Source organism: Glycomyces algeriensis, assembly GCF_027622855.1.
GTDB lineage: Bacteria > Actinomycetota > Actinomycetes > Mycobacteriales > Micromonosporaceae > Glycomyces > Glycomyces algeriensis.
This window is the reverse complement of sequence record NZ_JAPZVR010000016.1, coordinates 63,014-80,496: the sequence shown is the minus strand read 5'-3', so window position 1 is coordinate 80,496 and position 17,483 is coordinate 63,014. Positions and strand designations below refer to the sequence as shown.

Genomic DNA, 17,483 nt, shown 5'->3' with positions numbered 1-17,483 from the left:
CCCCGGGCAAGCAGGCGGCAAAAAGATTTCCATCCGCCTATACGCACTGCGCAGTGGCGGGTCCGGCTCGACCGGCCGGGCCTCTGGACATGGGAGCGCTCTTCCATTAGGGTCGAACCAGGTTGGGGCCGTAGTCGATCGCGCACCCCTCAAGGAGCCCGCCCCATGGGCGCACACCTGCCCGCAGTCCTCCGCCGTCCGGCCGTCCTCTGGACCGCCCTGATCGCGGCGCTCGCCGCCGCGGTGGTCACCGTGCTCGTCGTCGTCCCCGACGACGCGAGCGAGGCGTCCTATCTCGACCCTGAGGCGCCGGTCGCCGCCCGCGTCGCCGACCTCCTCGGCCGCATGACGATCGAGGAGAAGGTCGGCCAGATGACCCAGGTCGCCGTGCCCGCCGTCGAGGGGGTCCCCTCGGACATCGCCGAGCTCGGCATCGGCTCGCTCCTGAACGGCGGCTCCGACGCCCTCCACGACACGGCCGAGGGCTGGGCCGCGATGATCGACGGCTTCCAGACCCAGGCGATGGACTCGCGCCTGAGCATCCCGCTCGTCTACGGCATCGACGCCGTCCACGGCAACGGCGCCCTCCCCGGCGCAGTGGTCTTCCCGCACAACATCGGCCTCGGTGCCGCGCACGACCCCGACCTCGCCGGGCAGGCCGCCGCGATCACCGCGGCCGAGACCCGCGCGACGGGCGTGCACTGGACGTTCGCGCCGTGCGTGTGCGTGGCCCGCGACAGCCGCTGGGGCCGCACCTACGAGTCGTACGGCGAGGACCCGGGCCTGGCCGTCGAGTACGCCGGGCCCGTCGTGCAGGGCCTGCAGGGCGCGAACCTGGCCGCGAACACGAGCGTGCTGGCCACGGCCAAGCACTTCGTGGGCGACGGCGGCACCGCCTTCGGCTCCTCCACGACCGAGGACTACCTGCTCGACCAGGGGGTCACCACCCTCACCGAGGAGGAGCTGCGCGCGATCCACTTGGCGCCCTTCAAGGCCGCGGTGGACGCGGGCGTCGGCTCCGTGATGGCGTCCTTCTCCTCGACCGACCTCGGCGGCGGCCCGGTCAAGGCCCACGCCGACTCCTACCTCATCAACGAGGTCCTCAAGGGCGAGCTCGGCTTCGACGGCTTCGTCGTCTCCGACTGGCAGGGCGTGGACCAGGTGAGCGAGGACTACGCCGAGGCCGTGCGCCTCTCGATCAACGCCGGGGTCGACATGGTCATGGTGCCGTTCGAGTACCGCCGGTTCATCGACACGCTCGTGGCCGAAGTGGACTCAGGCGGGGTGAGCGAGGAGCGCATCGACAACGCGGTCTCCCGCATCCTCACGCAGAAGTTCGCGCTCGGCCTGTTCGAGCGGCCGTTCGCGGACACCTCCGGCGCCGGTGAGATCGGCTCGGCCGAGCACCGCGACACGGCCCGCCGGGCCGCCGCCGCCTCGCAGACCCTGCTGCGCAACGACAATGCGATCCTGCCCCTCGCGGCCGACGCGTCGATCTACGTGGCCGGTTCGGGCGCGGACTCGCTCGGACGCCAGCTGGGCGGCTGGACCGCCTCCTGGCAGGGCTCCGTCGAGGCGGTCACCGAGGGCACCAGCATCCTCGCCGGAATGCAGGAGGTCGCGCCCGACGCGGCGATCACCTACAGCGAGGACGCCTCCGAGCCGATCGGCGACGCCGCCGTCGGGGTCGTCGTGGTCGCGGAGGACCCGTACGCCGAGGGCATCGGAGACGCAGGCGCGGGCGAGCACGACATGCGCGTGTCCGATGCGGACGCCGCCGCGATCGACACCGTCTGCGCCGCAGTCGACTGCGTGGTCATCGTCGTCTCGGGACGCCCGATCGAGATCACCTCGCACCTCGCCCCGGTCGACGCGCTCGTCGCGGCCTGGCTGCCGGGCAGCGAGGGCGCGGGCGTCGCCGACCCGCTCTTCGGGATGGCGCCGTACGGCGGGCGGCTCCCGGTCACCTGGCCGCGCGCCAACGACCAGGAGCCGATGAACGTGGGGGACGAGGCCTACGATCCGTTGTACCCCTACGGGTTCGGGCTGCAGACCGCCGGTTGAGCGTCAGCGGGAGCGGAAGCCCGCGGCGCGGTAGAGGTCGCGAAGGAGGCAGATCTCCGCGCCGTGGGCCATGACCTCGCGGTTGATGTGGAGGACGAGCGCCGCCATGGAGTCGTCCGCGAACCAGGCGCCCTTGGGGCCGAGCGGCCGCTCGAGCGCCCCGGTGTCGAGCGCGCGCACCCCTTCGCACCAGTGCGCGTACGCGGCCTCCAGCATCTCGATCGCGTCGGCCGCGGTGCCCGGCAGCGGATCGGGCCACAGCCGCAGGTCCCACATGTGCGCATCCTCCAAGCCCTCATGGGGTCCGAAGAACGCGCGGGCGCGGACGCCGAGTACGTCCCGTCCGATGTGGACCATCCGCCACGCGATCGTGGTCACCGGCGGCGGCTCGGGGGCGGGTTCGGCGAACTCCAGCTCAAGGGCGCCGTCCGCGTCGGGACGCAGGCTCCAGCAGTCGTCGGCGGGCTCCCACAGGTACTCCTCGTCGTGGAGCCCCTCCAGCCGCGGCCGCAGGTGGACCTCCCAGTAGAACTCGAGTTGCCCGAGGATCGCTTCAGGCCAGTGCACCGTCATGCCCCGACCCTAGAGCAGGGGACCGACGCACCCCGCGCCTCGCGCTGAAGACGCCGACGCCCGATGCACCACCGATTGAGGCTCTGCGCCCGGTTCTCGAGCTCCAACCCGATGAAAGTCTCAATCGTTCTTTCAAGGATAGGTTTGAGGCCATGACTCAGGACATTCGCGACTTCGTCACCGACGCCCACCACATCCTGGCCCTCGGCGAGCCCGACCACCGCGAGCCCGCGTTCGGGGAGATCCGCAACGAGCTGTTCGCGGACCTCGCCGAGCGGGGCTTCCGCTCCTTCGCCCTCGAATCCGACCGGGTCGCCGCCCTGTCAGTGAACGACTTCGTCCAGCATGGAAACGGAAGCCTCGATACGGCCATGGCCCAAGGGTTCTCGCACGGCTTCGGCGAGTCCGCGGCCAACCGCGCACTCGTCGCCTGGATGCGCGAGTACAACACCGACCGGCCCGTGGAGGACCGCCTCGCCTTCCACGGCATCGACGCCCCCTTCGAGTTCACCGCCGAGAGCCCGCGCCGCTACCTCGAGCACGCCGCCGACCACCTCGGCCTGGCCCTCGACGTGCGGGCGCTCGCCGGCGACGACGAGCGGTGGTCCCGCATGGAGGCCGTCACCGACCCGGCCCAGTCGCCCGGCGACACCCCGGAGGCCCGGCGACTGCACGCGATCGCCGACGATCTGCACACCGAGTTGTACGCCCGCGCACCCGAACTCGCCGCCGGCGCTGGACGCGCCGAATGGGACCGGGCCCGCGTCCACATCACCACCGCGCTGGCCCTGCTGCGCTACCACCGCGAGGCCGCCCGGCCCGGCGAGGACGCCGTGCGGTGGAGCCGCCTGGGCGCCGTCCGCGACGCGATCATGGCCCAGAACGTGCTCGACATCCGCGCCATCGAAGCCGAGCGCGGCCCGACCCTCCTCTACGGACACAACCTCCACCTCCAGCGGAACCCCAGTCGAATGTCGATGGGCGGCATGGACCTCGCCTGGTCCGGCACCGGCGCGATCCTGGCGTCCCTGCTCGGCCCGCGGTACGCGTGCATCGTCGGGAGCCTCGGGCAGAGCGACGGCATCGGGCTTCCCGCGCCCGACCCGGGCACGTACGAGGGCCGGCTCCAGGAGCGTTTCGACACGTGGGGCCTGGTCGCCGCGGCCGACCTTCCCGAGGCGGCCGCGCGCACCGACATCACCTCGCCGCAGGGGCCGTTCCCGCTCGACCGATCGGTCCTCGAAGGCGCCGACGCGGTGCTGCACGTGAGCGAGGGCCGGGCGGCGGCGTTACGCCGCAAGGCGGTTGCGCCGGCCCCCGGTCCGCCCGGTCATGCGGGCCGGGATGGCCCGGCGCGACCGGAAGAACGTGAAGGGGCTGCTGCTCACGGCCTCCTTGTACGCGATCGCGGCCCGCCCCTTGAGGTACCAGCGGCCGGGGGTGTCGTCGGGGCGGGTGAACTGGATGACGGCGTCCTTGCGGCCGAGCGACACCGGCTGGTGGAAGTACCCGAACCGGAACGGCTTGGGCGCCTTGCCGTGCAGGCGCCGCGTGATCGACTCGGCGGCGTGCGCGGCCGAGGGGATGCCGCTCTGGCAGGTCCCGTGGATCACGCCGTAGCCCTGGCGGATCGCGGCGGCGTCGCCGATCGCGTAGACCTCCGGGTGCGAGACCGACCGCAGCGTGGCGTCCACGAGCACGCGGCCGGTGTCGTCGGTCGCGATGCCCGCTTCGGCGGCGAGCGGCGGCACCCGCACCCCGGTCGTCCACAGTGTCGTGTCGGTGGGGACGCGTTCGCCGCCTTCGAGCACGACCGCGTCGGGCAGGACCTCGGCGACGCGGACGCCGGTGCGGACCTCCACGCCGAGCCTGTCGAGGGCCCGCATGACGTGGGCGCGGGCGCCGGGGCCCATCATCGACCCCGGTTCGCCCCGGCTGAGCAGCCGCACCGTCATCCGCGGGTAGGCCTCGGCGATCTCGGCCGCGGCCTCGACGCCGGTGAGCCCGGCCCCGCACACGGTCAGCATCCCTTCCGGGTGGGCGCGCAGCCGCTCGGCGAGGTTCGGGTCGTCGATGGTGAAGGCGCCCTTCATCGGCTGCGTCGCGCTGCCGATGGCGTAGACGAGCACGTCGTAGCGGAGCTCGCGCCCGTCGGCCAGCGTCACCGCGCGGGCCTGCGCGTCGATCGCGGCGGCCCATCCTTCGACGAAGCGGATGCCCGCCGGCGCCACGATCCGGGGGATCCGGTGGTCCCCGAGCTCCTGCCCGGCCGCGACCTGGTGCTGGCGCAGCCGCTCGTTGAAGCGGTCGGTCGGGTTGAGCAGGGTGACGCGGGCGTCCGAGTTGCGAAGGGCGATGCCGTGGGCGGCCATCATGCCGGTGTAGCCGGCGCCGATAACGAGGATGTCATTCATGCCCCAAGGACGAGACGACACCGCCGAACGTGAGTTGTAGTGGCGCTCGTCACACTGCGCCGAGCTTCTCGGGGTTGCTGACCAGGTGAATCTCCTCGATCATCCCGTCGACCAGATGCAGCATGACCACGACCGCCGCCGCCCCGCCCGACTGGACCACGATCGCCGGACCGCCGTTCACCTCCGCGAGCGCCACGCTCGGATCCTCCGGCATCCGCCCCGTGAACGAGATCAGCGCACCCGCCACCAGCTCCAAGCCCTCGAGCACCCGGCGCGGCGCAGGCGCCAGCCCGCCGCCGTCGCACACCAGCTTCACGTCCGGCGCGAGAATCCCCATCAGCCCCGCCAGGTCCCCGCCCGCCGAAGCCTCCAGAAAGGACTCCGCCGCGCGCCGCCGAGTCACCGGATCCGTGTCGTATCGCCGCCGCCGCGACTCCACATGCTCCCGGGCACGCATCATCGTCTGCCGCACCGACGCCTCACTCCGGTCCAGGATCTCACCGATCTCCTTGTGCGAGTAGCCGAACGCCTCCCGCAGCACGAACACCGCCCGCTCCAGCGGCGACAGCGCCTCCAGCACCAGCAGCATCGCCGACGACACCGTGTCCGCCAGCGCCACGTCGTCCGCCACGTCCCCGCCCGTGAGCACCGGCTCCGGCAGCCACGGACCCACATAGGACTCACGCCGCGCCTGCGCGCTCCGCAACCGGTCGATCGCCAACCGCGTCGTCACCTTCACCAGGTACGCCGTCGGATCCTCGACCGCCGCCGCGTCCACCCCGCTCCACCGCAGCCACGCCTCCTGGACGATGTCCTCGGCGTCCGTCACCGTCCCCAGCACCCGGTAGGCCACCGCCTGCAGCAGCCCGCGCCGGTCCTCAAAGATCTCCACGCCCGCAGCGTAAGCGCCAACGGCCCCCGCCCACCCGCCCGGCCCTGCGATGCTGGAACCGTGCACCCGACGCCCGAACCCGTCACGCCCGAGCCGCGCGCGGCCATCACCCGCCCGCTGCTCACCCAGTCCTGGCTCGACCTGGCCTTCCTCCACTGGGAGGTCCCGGTCGCAAGCGTCGCCCGCCTCCTCCCCGCCGGGACCGTCCCCGACACCTTCGAAGGCGCCACGTACGTCGGCCTCGTCCCGTTCCGCATGTACCGCGTCGGCTGGTTCGGCCTCCCCGGCATCCCCTACCTCGGCACCTTCCCCGAGACCAACGTCCGCCTCTACTCGGTGGACCGGCACGGCCGCCGCGGCGTCGTCTTCCGCTCCCTCGACGCCTCCCGGCTCATCCCCGTGCTCGCCGCCCGCATCGGCTTCCGCCTGCCCTACGTCTGGTCGCGCATGAACCTCCGCACCAGCGGCGACACCCGCACCTACACCAGCGCCCGCCGCCGGCCCGGACCCCGCGACGCCCGCTCCCGCATCACCGTCCGCGCCGGCCGGCCCCTCACCGACCCGACCCCGCTCGAGCACTTCCTCACCGCCCGCTGGGGACTCCACCACACCGTCGCCGGACGCCTCCGGTACCTCCCCAACGCCCACCCGCGCTGGCCCCTGCACCGCGCCGAACTCCTCGAATGCGACGAGAACCTCCTCGCAGCGGCGGGCCTGCCCGTCACCGGCGCGCCGATGAGCGTCCTCTGGTCACCGGGCGTCGCAGTGCGCTTCGGCCGCCCCGAATCGGCCTGAGACGGAATCCGGCACTGAGCAGCGGACGCGCCCTGGTCACTGCTTGGCGGCGGCGTCGCAGCGCACTCGTACGGCTTCGGGTTGGACTTCGATGGTGAAGGCGGCGGTCTCGCCCAGGTCGTCGCCGTCGACCTCCAGTACGCGCGGTTCTGCGAGCTCGACCGTCACGCGGCGGACCCTGCCGTGGGTGGCGGTGTCGGCGCTCTCGGCGCGTTCGTGGCGGCTGAAGAGTCGGCGGATGCCGTTGTCCCACATGAAGGAGCGGAGCGTGTCGAGCCACTGGCCCATGCCCTCCGCGCTGAGGAGGAGCAGGTCGAGTTCGCCGTCCGAGGGGTCCGCGTCCGGCAGGAGCGCGATGCCGCCCTGGAGGGTGCCGCAGTTGCCGACCAGGAGCGTGTGCCCTTCGGCGCGTTCGGGTGCCGCGCCGTCGACGGCGATCGCCATCTTCACCACCGCGCTCGCGCTCAGGGCGCGTCCGAGCGACTCCACATAGGCCAGCCATCCGACCTTGCTCTTGAGGTCCTCGTCGGTCTCCACGATCATGTGCGCGTCGAGGCCGATGCCCGCGAGGACGGCGAACGCCTGACGCGACTTCGCACCGTCCACTTCGGCCGTAATCCAGCCGATGTCCAAGGCGCGCGACTCGCCCTCGAACGCCCGGGTGAGCGCGCCTGCGAGGCCGAGCGGCACACCGAGGTTGCGCGCGAGGAGGTTGCCGGTGCCCAACGGCACGATCGCGAGTTCGGCCGAGGCGCCCTGCGCCAGCCGCTCGGCGACCGCCCGCACGGTCCCGTCGCCGCCCGCCGCGACCACCACCGCGGCACCGGCGGCCAGCGCTTCGCCCGTCGCACCCTGCCCGGGGTCGTCAGGGGTGGTCTCATGCCACGAGACCTCCGCGTCAGCGGCGCTCGCGGGAAGCGCGCGTTCGAGGTCCTCCCGCGAGGTCTTCGACGGGTTCCACACGATCGCGATCCGACTGCCGCTCATCTCGCTCCCCTTCCGCGCGTTTCGATTGCACCGATTTGTCGGTAGGCCTGCGAGCCTACTGGCGCTGGTGGCGGGGGCGGGCCGCAACCCACCTCCGGGAGACGATCAGAGCGACACGTAGGCGCGGACCTTGTCCATATTGGCCTCGAGCGGGTCCACAGCGTCGGTGACGAGCCGGTCCAGCGTGAACGGCGGCAGTTCATTGCGCATGTGCTCGACGTGCGCCCAGTCGATCTCGTGCCAGCCGGGGATGCCGCGGACGCGGCCCTCGACCCGGCTGCGGTGCAGTGCCGCATCGGTGCAGATGCACTCGACGACGCGCAGCCGCGCACCGTACTCGGCGGCGATGCCGGCCCACCGCTCGGCGGTCGCGTCGTCGACCACGCAGTCGGTGATGGCCGACTGCCCCAGCCGGAGCTGGCGCACGATCAGCGTCTCCATGAGGCCGTCGTGGAGCGCCGCGTAGGTCTCGAACTCCAGGTCGTTCAGGACTCCGTGGGGCACCAGCGAGCCCATCAGCCAGTCCGCGGCGAACACCGGCACGCCGGTCGCCCGGCCGAGGCGCTCCGAGAGCGTGGACTTGCCCGTCCCCGGCAGCCCGGTGAACACGATGACCTGCGGACTCACGGCGTTTCCGTCATCCATCGGCAGCCTCCCGATCCTCGAAGCCGCCCAACGGGAGGGCCGCTCCGACGATCCTCCCGCACGGGCTGCCCCGCCGGGGCACCGGTCCTTGCATGCGCGGCGCAGAATAGACGCCCCAACCGTTCGAACGGGGGACCGATGCGCGTCCTGCTCTCGACCTACGGTTCGCGCGGCGACGTCGAACCGATGGCCGCCCTCGCGGTGCGCCTGCGCGCGCAGGGCGCGGAGGCGGTCGTGTGCGCGCCTCCCGACCCCGAGTTCGCGCGGCTGCTCGCGAATGCCGAGGTGCCGATGGTGCCCGCCGGGGCGGCCGTGCGGCCGCTGGTCACCGGCACCGGGCCGCCGTCCGAGGGGGATTTCGCGGCGCGGACCGCCGCGATCCTCGCCGACCAGCTCGACCGGATCATCACGGCGGCAACAGGATTCGACGCGATCGTCGCGACCGGCATGTTCCCCGTCGCCGCCGCCGCGCGGGCCGCCGCCGACGCGCTCGGCCTCCGCTACCACCATGTCAGCTTCCAGCCGACGCTCCTGCCCTCGCTGATGCACCGGCCGCCCGAACGGCCCGGCCGACCGCTCCCGCGCGGCGTCACCGACAACCGGGAGCTGTGGGCCCACGACGCCGCCAGCATGCACGCCCTCTACGGTGAGCCGGTCAACCGGCTGCGGGCCGCGAACGGCTTGCCGCCCTGGACGAACGTCCGCGACCGCGTCTACACCGGTCGGCCCTGGCTCGCGGCCGACACCGTGCTCAGCCCCTGGCACCCGCGCGATTTCGACGCCGTGCAGACCGGGGCCTGGATCCTCCCCGACGACCGCCCGCTCACCGCCGAACTGGAGGCGTTCCTCGAAAGCGGGCCGCCGCCGGTCTACATCGGATTCGGCAGTATTCCCGTGCGCCCCAGCGAAAGCATCGCCCGCGTCGCCGTTGGAGCGGCCCGCCGCCACGGCCTGCGGGCGATCCTCGCCAGCGGCTGGGCCGGCCTCGCCCCGATCGACGACAACGACGACTGCATCGCGGTCGAGGAGGTCAACCAGCAGGCGCTGTTCCCGCGAACGGCCGCCGTCGTCCACCACGGCGGCGCCGGCACCACCACCGCCGCCGCGATCGCGGGCACGCCCCAAGTGGTGCTCCCGCAGATCGTCGACCAGCCCTACTGGGCCCGCCGCGTCGCCGAACTCGGCATCGGCGCCGCGCACCCCGGACCGAACCTCACCACCGCATCACTCACCGCCGCAATGGCAACGGCCCTGACCGCCGAAACCCGCGACCGCGCCGCCGCGACGGCCGCGACGATCCGCCCCGACGGCGCGAGCGCCGCCGCGACACTCCTCACCGCCTGAAAGGGCTCACACCACCGCCGTGCAGGACACCGAACCGGGCAGCTCCACGCGGTCATCGGTCTCCGCCTGGAACCCCGCGACCGCGTTCTCACCCGGATCGAGGCGCCCGTTCCAGTCCTCGCTGCCGTACCAGCCGTGGTCGAGATCCCGCATGTTCCAGTGATTGTAAATGTCCACATCGCGCAGATCCAGGTCGATCTCCCACGCCCCCAACGCGGCATCCCCGGTGCTGACCACCTCGACGTGGACCTCCACCGAGTCGTCCCACTCCTTCTCGACCGTCAGACTCGCCGTGCACGACGCCGGCGCAGCCTCCTCCGCCGCACCCGAAGTCGCCTCCTCCGAAGACGACGGCGCCGCGCTCGCACTCGTCGGCGCATCGGACGTCGCCGCCGCACTCGACTCCGAAGGCGACTCGATCGGCGAACTCGACGCACTGACCGAAGCGACCGCACCAGACGAGCTCGAACCCTCCGGAATGGACAACGTCTCCAGCCCCTCGGCCATGCTCACCGGATCACGGTCGGGATCATCACCGAACACCACGAACTGCCACAAAGCGATCACCGCCGCAACCGCCGACACCACACCCAGCAACTGCAGCAGGCGGCCGTGCAGACGACCACGCCGACCAGGCGAGTCGTCAAGCGCGCCATCAGCCTCGTCCATCACCACCGCCTTCCGCAGAGGACCGCACCACGGGACCGGGACGGCGACCCCGCGACGGTCCGCGACGTTCAGCCTACCCGGACCGACCCGCCCGAACAGTCCGCGCCGATTCGCCCCGATACCCCCTGCTCTGCCACCAAGAGCTGGCATTTCATCCAGAAAACCCGCCACCCGCAACCAACCCCCGCGCCCCGCCCGCCACCGAGTGTTCCCCACCCGCCACCGCACCCCGCCCACCTACACTGCACCAATGAGCAAGGCGCCCGAACTCGACCCGGCCCAGGACGCACCCGACGTCCGCCGCCCCCAGCACCACGCCGTCGGCCTGCCCGCCGTCGCCAACTCCCTCCGCGTCGTCGGCGCCCAAGCCGGCGCCAAACGCGGCCTCCCCCTCCTGCGCGACGTCAACCAGACCGGCGGCTTCGACTGCCCCGGCTGCGCCTGGCCCGAACCCGGCCACCGCCACCCCGCCGAATTCTGCGAGAACGGCGCCAAAGCCGTCGCCGAAGAAGGCACCCGCCGCCGCGTCGACCCCGAATTCTTCGCCGCCCACCCCGTCGCCGACCTCGCCGACAAATCCGGCTACTGGCTCGGCCAGCAAGGCCGCCTCACCCAACCGATGCACCTCGCCGAGAACGCCACCCACTACCAGCCGATCAGCTGGGACGACGCCTTCGACCTCATCGCCGCCGAACTCGACGACCTCGACACCCCCGACGCCGCCGCGTTCTACACCTCAGGCCGCACCAGCAACGAAGCCGCATTCCTCTACCAGCTCTTCGCCCGCCGCCTCGGCACCAACAACCTCCCCGACTGCAGCAACATGTGCCACGAGTCCTCCGGCTCCGCCCTCGCCGAGACCATCGGCATCGGCAAAGGCAGCGTCACCCTCGACGACCTCCACCAGGCCGACCTCATCATCGTCGCCGGCCAGAACCCCGGCACCAACCACCCCCGCATGCTCACCGCCCTCGAGAAGGCCAAACACGCCGGCGCCCGCATCGCCACCGTCAACCCCCTCCCCGAAGCCGGCATGCAGCGCTTCAAGAACCCCCAGACCGCCCGCGGCCTCGCCGGACGCGGCACCACCCTCACCGACCTCTTCCTGCAGATCAAAGTCGGCGGCGACCTCGCCCTCTTCAGCATCCTCAACCGCATGATCCTGCGCGCCTCCACCACCGACCCCACCGCCCTCGACCGCGCGTTCATCGACGCCCACACCCACGGCTTCGCGGACTTCGCGGCACACCACGGCATCGACGACCCCGCCGGCGACGCCGCCGCGCTGGCCGACGCGGTCGAGCGCACCGGCCTGCCGGCCGCCGAGATCGAACGGCTCCTCGCGATGGTCCTGGCCGCGGACACGATCGTGGTGTGCTGGGCGATGGGCCTGACGCAGCACAAGCACGCCGTGCCCACGATCCGCGAGATCGTCGCGTTCCTGCTCCTGCGCGGCAACATCGGGCGGCCGGGCGCGGGCGTGTGCCCGGTGCGCGGGCACTCGAACGTCCAGGGCGACCGGACGATGGGCATCTGGGAACGCATGCCCGACCGGTTCCTCGACGCCCTCGGCACCGAGTTCGACTTCGCGCCGCCGCGCGACCACGGCCTCGACACCGTGGACACGATCCGCGCGATGCGCGACGGCCGGGTGCGCGTGTTCTTCGCGATGGGCGGCAACTTCGTGGCGGCCACGCCCGACACGGCCGCCACCGAGGCCGCCATGCGCGGCTGCCGCCTGACGGTGCACGTCTCGACGAAGCTCAACCGCTCGCACGTGGTGACCGGGACGCGGGCGCTCATCCTGCCGGCGTTCGGCCGCACGGATGTGGACGCGCCGGGCGGGCGCGAGCAGTTCGTGACCGTCGAGGACTCGATGGGGATCGTGCACGCCTCGCGCGGCAGCGTGCCGCCGCTGAGCCCGGACATGCGCTCGGAGGTCGCGATCGTGGCCGGGCTCGCCCGCGCCGTGTTCGGGGCGGACGACGCGGTGACCTGGGAGGAGTTCGCGGCCGACTACGACCTGATCCGCGCCCGGATCGAGCGGGTCGTGCCCGGTTTCGCGGACTACAACGCCCGCGCCCGCGTTCCGGGCGGGTTCGCGCTGCCGCACGCGCCGCGCGACGGGCGCGTGTTCCCTACGGCCACAGGCAAAGCGAACTTCACGGTCAACCCGGTGACCTCGCCCGAGGCGGGGCCGGGGCGGCTGCTGCTCCAGACGCTGCGCAGCCACGACCAGTTCAACACCACGATCTACGGGCTCGACGACCGCTACCGGGGCATCCACAACGGCCGGCGGGTCGTGCTGGTCCACCCCGAGGACGCGGCCGAGCTCGGTCTGGCCGACGGCGCGTTCTGCGACCTGGTGAGCGAATGGTCCGACGGCGACCGGCGCGCCCCGCACTTCCGGATCGTGCACTACCCGACGGCGCGCGGCTGCGCCGCCGCGTACTTCCCGGAGACGAACGTGCTCGTGCCGCTCGACTCGGTCGCCGAGTCCAGCAACACCCCCACCTCCAAATCGATCGTGGTGCGCTTCGAGCCCGACAGCGGCGAGCCGTCCGGGGTGGCGCGCACCTGATTCGATTCCGGGGCCCGGGCCTTCTGGGGGCCCCTCCCCCCGCCCCACCCCACCCACCCCGATGTTCGCCGGCCTTCGGGTCGGCGGATGCCGACCCGCGAACGCTACTTCCGGGATCCGCCCGGTCGTGAGTTCGGACCTCCTTCCTCGCCGTTCGTGGCCCGCCGCGCTATACAAGCCAGTAGAGCTCGCCGAACCTGAAGGGGAGCTGAAGCCACCTGAAGGGAACCTGAAGCCCGATGGGCCGCGTCACCGTCCGCCGCAAGACCACCCGCATCGCCGGGGAGCACCGATCCGAGCGGGTCGACACCCTTGCCGTCGAAGAACCCCTCGAGCTGCGGGTCGGGGGCGAATCGCTGCAGGTCACCATGCGCACCCCCGGCGACGACTTCGACCTCGCGACCGGGTTCCTCCTCGCCGAAGGGGTCATCACCAGGCCCCGGGACATCGTGACCATGCGCTACTGCGCCGGCGTCGACGCGAACGGCGAGCAGACCTACAACCTCCTCGACATCGTCCTCGCCACCGACGTGGCGGCCCCGCCGAAGTCGGCGAAGCGGAACACCACGGTCACCTCGGCCTGCGGGGTGTGCGGCAAGGACAGCCTCGAGGACGTCCGCACGAAGGCCGCATGGAGCGTCGCCGAGGACGACACCCTGATCAGCGCCGAAGTCCTCGCCTCCCTCCCGGATCAGCTCCGCAAGGCGCAGAAGATCTTCGACCGCACCGGAGGCCTCCACGCCGCGGGCCTCTTCACCGCCGACGGCGACCTCATCACCGCCAAGGAGGACGTTGGCCGCCACAACGCGGTCGACAAGGTCCTCGGCCAGGCGCTCCGGGAAGGCCGGGTCCCATTGCGCGGCAACGTGCTCGCCGTCTCCGGACGCGCCTCCTTCGAACTCGTCCAGAAGGCGGTCATGGCCGGGATCCCCGCCCTCGCAGCGGTATCGGCCCCCTCGTCCCTCGCGGCGGACCTCGCCGAGGAGTCCGGGCTGACCCTCGCGGGCTTCGTGCGGGAGGACACCATGAACCTCTACGCCCGGCCCGACCGCATCACCTGACGCACCGGGCGTGCTGAGGGCGCTGGGTACTGATGCCCTACCGCCTCAACTCGTTGCGGGAACCGCCGGTGTCCCGGCGTGTCATTACCGACAAGTAACTTCCGCGCTGGCTACGTTCGTTCGCAGACGACGACGAACGGAGGCTGCAGCCCGTGAACGACGAACCCGCATCCGCAGACATCAAGGCCCGCATCAGAGAGCTCGTCCTCCGAAACGCTTCGCCGGGGCGCCCGCAAGCGCGGGGCGCTTCCTGCAATGAGCGCCGCGACGCGTTCCGCGGCGACGCCAAGCGCCCGCGCCGGTACTTCGGCGGCAGCCCTCCGGGTGGCGTGAGCACCCAGATCTGGGTGACGAAGCCGATCCTCCGGACCCGCGGCTGGACCGAGACCGCCATCCGCGACTTCCTGCCCGGCCCCGAACGCTACAAGTCGAACCCGCACCACATGGGCGCCCGCAGGCCCATGCCGCTCTGGAGCGCCGAGACGGTCGGCCGCGTCGAAGCGAGCGCCGCCTGGCAGGCCTGGCTCGGCCGGTCCCTGCAGCGGCGCCGCACCAGCCTCGAAGCACTCCGCAGGTCGAGGGACCAGGGGTTCCTCCGCCGCACCGCGGCCGTGAACGCCGCCGTCACCGCCTTCCAGCGGGCCGACGCCCGGCGTCGCGGCTGAGGTCCCGCCCGGTCCGGCGGTAGCCCCCACCGCTCCCGCCGGACCGGGCCCGGCGGTTCGCCGCGCGCGACCGGCCCGATGCCGTTTCGTGCGATTTGCGTAATTGGTTTCAGAAATCCCCTGCGCTTGTGCTCGCACTTCCAGGCGGGATCTAATATTTACGTCCGTAAATATTAACTGCGGTCGGCGCCGTGGGCCCGCGTTCAGCGTGCTCACAGGGCCGCCGCGGTTCCGGCTGCGGGCGCGCCGAAGCCGTCGCGCCCGAGCGAAGGAGCTCGATCCATGGAAGCCACACGAACCCGGAAACGGCGGCTCGGCGCCGTCGGACTGGCGGTAGGAGCGGTCATGGCCGCGTCCGTCGCAGTGGTGGCGGCAGTCCCGGCATCTGCCGCCGCATGCGACGCCGTCCAGTACGCCATCACCTCCCAATGGGGCACCGGCCACAACGCGGCCGTGTCCATCAAGGCCGGATCGGAGTCGATCAACGGCTGGAAGGTCGAGTTCGACCTCCCCTCCGGCTCCTCCGTCCAGAACGCCTGGAACGTCGACCACACCGCGTCCGGCGCCCACTTCACCGGCGAGGACGTCGGCTGGAACGCCCAGATCGGCGCCGGCCAGACCAAAGAGGTCTTCGGCCTCACCGTGACCGGCACCGGCACCATCCCCACCGGGTTCAAGGTCAACGGCGTCGCCTGCGGCGGCACCAGCACCCCGACCCAGACGCCCACCGAACCCGAGCCCACCGGGAACCCCCAGCAGCAGAAGCAGACCCGCACCCCCAGCTTCCTCATCGAGGCCGGCGCCTCCACCAGGAACTACGTCGAGTCCGCGAACTTCACCGTCCGCTGGGGCGACGCCGTCGACGCCGTCGCCTGGGGCCGCCAGCACGGCTACGACAACTACCCCCAGTGGGTCGCGAACCACATGGAGGAGATCTACGACTTCTACGTCAACGACGTCGGCTTCGTCGACCCCGCCGACCACAGCGCCGGGTCCCGCTACCGCATCAACCTCTACCTCTGCGGCACCTGGTCGAACGGGTTCCTCCCGCCCGCCAACTGGGCCGGGCCCGACGACGCCGGCGTCGGCCACATGTGCCTGCCCTACGACAAGATCTGGGACGACTGGGTCGAATCCCACGAGTTCAACCACATCATGCAGTCCTACGCCAGCGACATCAACGCCGACAACGGGAACGGCGGCGGCTGGGGCCACGGCAACCCCATCGCGGGACCGGTCTGGGAGGCCCACGCCAACTACATGGCCCGCATGCAGCGGCCCGAGGTCGTCCTCGGCTCCGGCTACTACCTCGAACGCCAGCACTACCGCTGGCTCGCCCAGGAGACCTACTACGGCGACTGGCTCATGTTCGACACCATCGCCGAGCTCTACGGCGCCGAAGCGGTCGACCGGCTCTGGTTCGAGGCCCGCCAGGGCGAGCACCCGATCGACACGATCAAACGCGTCCTCCAACTCGACCACCAGGAGTTCGCGACCCTCATCGGCGAGATGACCTCACGGCAGGTCGTCTACGACTTCGACCAGGGCCCGGCCATGCGCACCGACCTGTGGCGCGGCGGCAGCTACCGCCCGCTCCACACCGACCCGCTCACCAGCCTCGGCTCGAACCGCTACCGGATCGCGAACACCGACGCGCCGCACCAGTACGGCCACAACACGATCCGCCTCAACCCGACCGCGGGCACCATCGGCGTCCAGCTCACCGGCGCCTCCGGCCTCGCCGGCGCCGACTGGCGCTTCCGCCTCGTCGCGGTCAAGGCCGACTTCTCGGTCCGCTACAGCCCGCTCTTCACACCGGGCCAGACCGCGAACTTCTCGCTCCAGAGCGGGGAGACCCACATGATGCTCGTCGTCGCCGCCACCCCGTCCCAGCACCGCAACTACACGATGTGGCAGACCGGCGTCGGCGACCCCTTCCCCTACGAACTCACCATCACCGGCGCCACACCTTCTTGACCTGGGGAACAGGAGGCGGGGCGGGCCGCAAGGCCCGCCCCGCCTCCGCCGAGTCGAAGCCGGGTACTGGACGGGGCGACCGTGTTACGGTCGAGGCCATCCCCTCATCGGGTCCGATCGCATTCTCTGAGAAGCAGGCCCGACATGACGCACGACGACTCCACTCTCGACGACGCTGCCTCCAACGACGCCGCCTCCAAGGACGCCGCCCTCATCGAACCCGGACTGCAGGTGCTCAAGCGGTACGCCTCCCAGGGCGCGACGCTCTCCTACGACGACCTCCACCGCGAACTCGGCAGCCCGTTCGAGCCCGACAGCGACGCCCTCGAGCGGATCGGGAGGCTCTGCGACGACATCACCGCCTACCACTCCCGGACCACCGGACTGCACCTCATGATCACCGTCCTCGTCCGCGACGGCGACACGGGACTGCCCGGCGACGGCTTCTTCGCGCTGGCCGACCGCCTCGGACGCCTGACCGCGACCGATGCGATCGCCGCCAAGCGCACCTTCGTCGACCAGCAGGAGCGGCGGGTCTTCATGGTCTTCCGCCCCACGAAGGACTCGACCTCCGGCTTCGCGCGCAACCACTGACCCGGACCGGCATCGCACGGGCCCCGGTCGCAGAGCGCCTCCGACCTGACCCTCGGGCAGTACGCCAAGATCATCGCCTCCGACCACTACTGGAACCGACTGGGATGGTCCGCGCGGACCTCACTGGTCGACAGCCTCAACAAGGTGACCGCCACCAGGAACGCGATCATGCACTTCTCCAAGGACCCCGTCTCACCGAAACAGATCGAGGAGTTGCGGGAA

14 protein-coding genes and 1 pseudogene are annotated in these 17,483 nt (G+C 71.7%); 9 read left to right on the top strand and 6 right to left on the bottom strand.

Annotated elements, in window-relative coordinates; genetic code table 11:
• The first annotated feature begins 165 nt into the window (after positions 1–165).
• Positions 166–2,064, top strand: a complete 1,899-nt coding sequence (locus O2L52_RS21345) for a glycoside hydrolase family 3 protein (RefSeq protein WP_270118091.1) — start codon at positions 166–168, stop codon at positions 2,062–2,064.
• A gap of 3 nt (positions 2,065–2,067) precedes the next feature.
• Here O2L52_RS21345 and O2L52_RS21340 read toward each other — a convergent pair whose 3' ends face one another.
• Positions 2,068–2,637, bottom strand: coding sequence for a DinB family protein (locus O2L52_RS21340; protein WP_270118090.1), 570 nt, complete (start codon positions 2,635–2,637; stop codon positions 2,068–2,070).
• A gap of 152 nt (positions 2,638–2,789) precedes the next feature.
• On the opposite strand from O2L52_RS21340, the pseudogene O2L52_RS21335 reads away from it, so the two are divergent.
• Positions 2,790–3,710, top strand: a pseudogene (locus O2L52_RS21335) (erythromycin esterase family protein); the annotation flags it as partial.
• A gap of 216 nt (positions 3,711–3,926) precedes the next feature.
• On the opposite strand, the gene O2L52_RS21330 reads toward O2L52_RS21335, so the two are convergent.
• Together O2L52_RS21330 and sigJ are read right to left on the bottom strand one after the other, a co-directional pair.
• Positions 3,927–5,051 (bottom strand): NAD(P)/FAD-dependent oxidoreductase, encoded by a 1,125-nt coding sequence (locus tag O2L52_RS21330; RefSeq protein ID WP_270118089.1) that lies wholly within the window; start codon positions 5,049–5,051, stop codon positions 3,927–3,929.
• Positions 5,052–5,100: 49 nt separating this feature from the next.
• Positions 5,101–5,943 (bottom strand): RNA polymerase sigma factor SigJ, encoded by an 843-nt coding sequence (gene sigJ / locus O2L52_RS21325; RefSeq protein WP_270118088.1) that lies wholly within the window; start codon positions 5,941–5,943, stop codon positions 5,101–5,103.
• Between the two features lie 60 nt (positions 5,944–6,003).
• Here sigJ and O2L52_RS21320 point away from each other — a divergent pair, with 60 nt between their 5' ends.
• The gene (locus O2L52_RS21320) at positions 6,004–6,738 is read left to right on the top strand and encodes a YqjF family protein (protein ID WP_270118087.1); all 735 of its coding nucleotides are present in this window, start codon (positions 6,004–6,006) and stop codon (positions 6,736–6,738) included.
• Between the two features lie 36 nt (positions 6,739–6,774).
• Here the strand turns inward: O2L52_RS21320 and O2L52_RS21315 are convergent, their stop codons facing one another.
• Both O2L52_RS21315 and O2L52_RS21310 read right to left on the bottom strand, forming a co-directional pair.
• A complete protein-coding gene (locus O2L52_RS21315; protein WP_270118086.1) occupies positions 6,775–7,725 on the bottom strand; it encodes a diacylglycerol/lipid kinase family protein in 951 nt (316 codons plus the stop codon).
• A 105-nt stretch (positions 7,726–7,830) separates the two neighbouring features.
• Positions 7,831–8,370, bottom strand: coding sequence for a P-loop nucleotide/nucleoside kinase family protein (locus O2L52_RS21310; protein ID WP_270118085.1), 540 nt, complete (start codon positions 8,368–8,370; stop codon positions 7,831–7,833).
• A 138-nt stretch (positions 8,371–8,508) separates the two neighbouring features.
• On the opposite strand from O2L52_RS21310, the gene O2L52_RS21305 reads away from it, so the two are divergent.
• Positions 8,509–9,714: a glycosyltransferase gene (locus O2L52_RS21305; protein ID WP_270118084.1), complete on the top strand. Its 1,206-nt coding sequence runs from the start codon at positions 8,509–8,511 to the stop codon at positions 9,712–9,714.
• 6 nt (positions 9,715–9,720) lie between these two features.
• On the opposite strand, the gene O2L52_RS21300 is transcribed toward O2L52_RS21305, so the two are convergent.
• Positions 9,721–10,383 carry a cellulose binding domain-containing protein gene (locus O2L52_RS21300; protein WP_270118083.1) on the bottom strand — a complete coding sequence of 221 codons (663 nt, stop codon included), beginning with the start codon at positions 10,381–10,383 and terminating at the stop codon, positions 9,721–9,723.
• Positions 10,384–10,633: 250 nt separating this feature from the next.
• Between O2L52_RS21300 and O2L52_RS21295 the strand changes: the two genes are divergently transcribed.
• From O2L52_RS21295 to O2L52_RS21275, 5 genes are all read left to right on the top strand, one after another.
• A complete protein-coding gene (locus tag O2L52_RS21295) occupies positions 10,634–12,964 on the top strand; it encodes an FdhF/YdeP family oxidoreductase (protein ID WP_270118082.1) in 2,331 nt (776 codons plus the stop codon).
• Between the two features lie 239 nt (positions 12,965–13,203).
• On the top strand, positions 13,204–14,025 hold the full coding sequence (gene fdhD / locus O2L52_RS21290) for a formate dehydrogenase accessory sulfurtransferase FdhD (RefSeq protein WP_270118081.1): 822 nt from the start codon (positions 13,204–13,206) through the stop codon (positions 14,023–14,025).
• A gap of 152 nt (positions 14,026–14,177) precedes the next feature.
• On the top strand, positions 14,178–14,690 hold the full coding sequence (locus O2L52_RS21285) for a hypothetical protein (RefSeq protein ID WP_270118080.1): 513 nt from the start codon (positions 14,178–14,180) through the stop codon (positions 14,688–14,690).
• A gap of 282 nt (positions 14,691–14,972) precedes the next feature.
• Positions 14,973–16,667 (top strand): DUF6055 domain-containing protein, encoded by a 1,695-nt coding sequence (locus tag O2L52_RS21280; RefSeq protein ID WP_270118078.1) that lies wholly within the window; start codon positions 14,973–14,975, stop codon positions 16,665–16,667.
• Positions 16,668–16,811: 144 nt separating this feature from the next.
• Positions 16,812–17,261 (top strand): hypothetical protein, encoded by a 450-nt coding sequence (locus O2L52_RS21275; protein ID WP_270118077.1) that lies wholly within the window; start codon positions 16,812–16,814, stop codon positions 17,259–17,261.
• Positions 17,262–17,483 lie beyond the last annotated feature (222 nt).

Coding starts and splice junctions, on each gene's coding strand:
- O2L52_RS21280 (WP_270118078.1), top strand. CDS start 14,973: ATGGAAGCCACACGAACCCGGAAACGGCGGCTCGGCGCCGTCGGACTG.
- O2L52_RS21275 (WP_270118077.1), top strand. CDS start 16,812: ATGACGCACGACGACTCCACTCTCGACGACGCTGCCTCCAACGACGCC.
- fdhD (WP_270118081.1), top strand. CDS start 13,204: ATGGGCCGCGTCACCGTCCGCCGCAAGACCACCCGCATCGCCGGGGAG.
- O2L52_RS21330 (WP_270118089.1), bottom strand. CDS start 5,051: ATGAATGACATCCTCGTTATCGGCGCCGGCTACACCGGCATGATGGCC.
- O2L52_RS21345 (WP_270118091.1), top strand. CDS start 166: ATGGGCGCACACCTGCCCGCAGTCCTCCGCCGTCCGGCCGTCCTCTGG.
- O2L52_RS21310 (WP_270118085.1), bottom strand. CDS start 8,370: ATGGATGACGGAAACGCCGTGAGTCCGCAGGTCATCGTGTTCACCGGG.
- O2L52_RS21305 (WP_270118084.1), top strand. CDS start 8,509: ATGCGCGTCCTGCTCTCGACCTACGGTTCGCGCGGCGACGTCGAACCG.
- O2L52_RS21300 (WP_270118083.1), bottom strand. CDS start 10,383: ATGGACGAGGCTGATGGCGCGCTTGACGACTCGCCTGGTCGGCGTGGT.
- O2L52_RS21295 (WP_270118082.1), top strand. CDS start 10,634: ATGAGCAAGGCGCCCGAACTCGACCCGGCCCAGGACGCACCCGACGTC.
- O2L52_RS21340 (WP_270118090.1), bottom strand. CDS start 2,637: ATGACGGTGCACTGGCCTGAAGCGATCCTCGGGCAACTCGAGTTCTAC.
- O2L52_RS21315 (WP_270118086.1), bottom strand. CDS start 7,725: ATGAGCGGCAGTCGGATCGCGATCGTGTGGAACCCGTCGAAGACCTCG.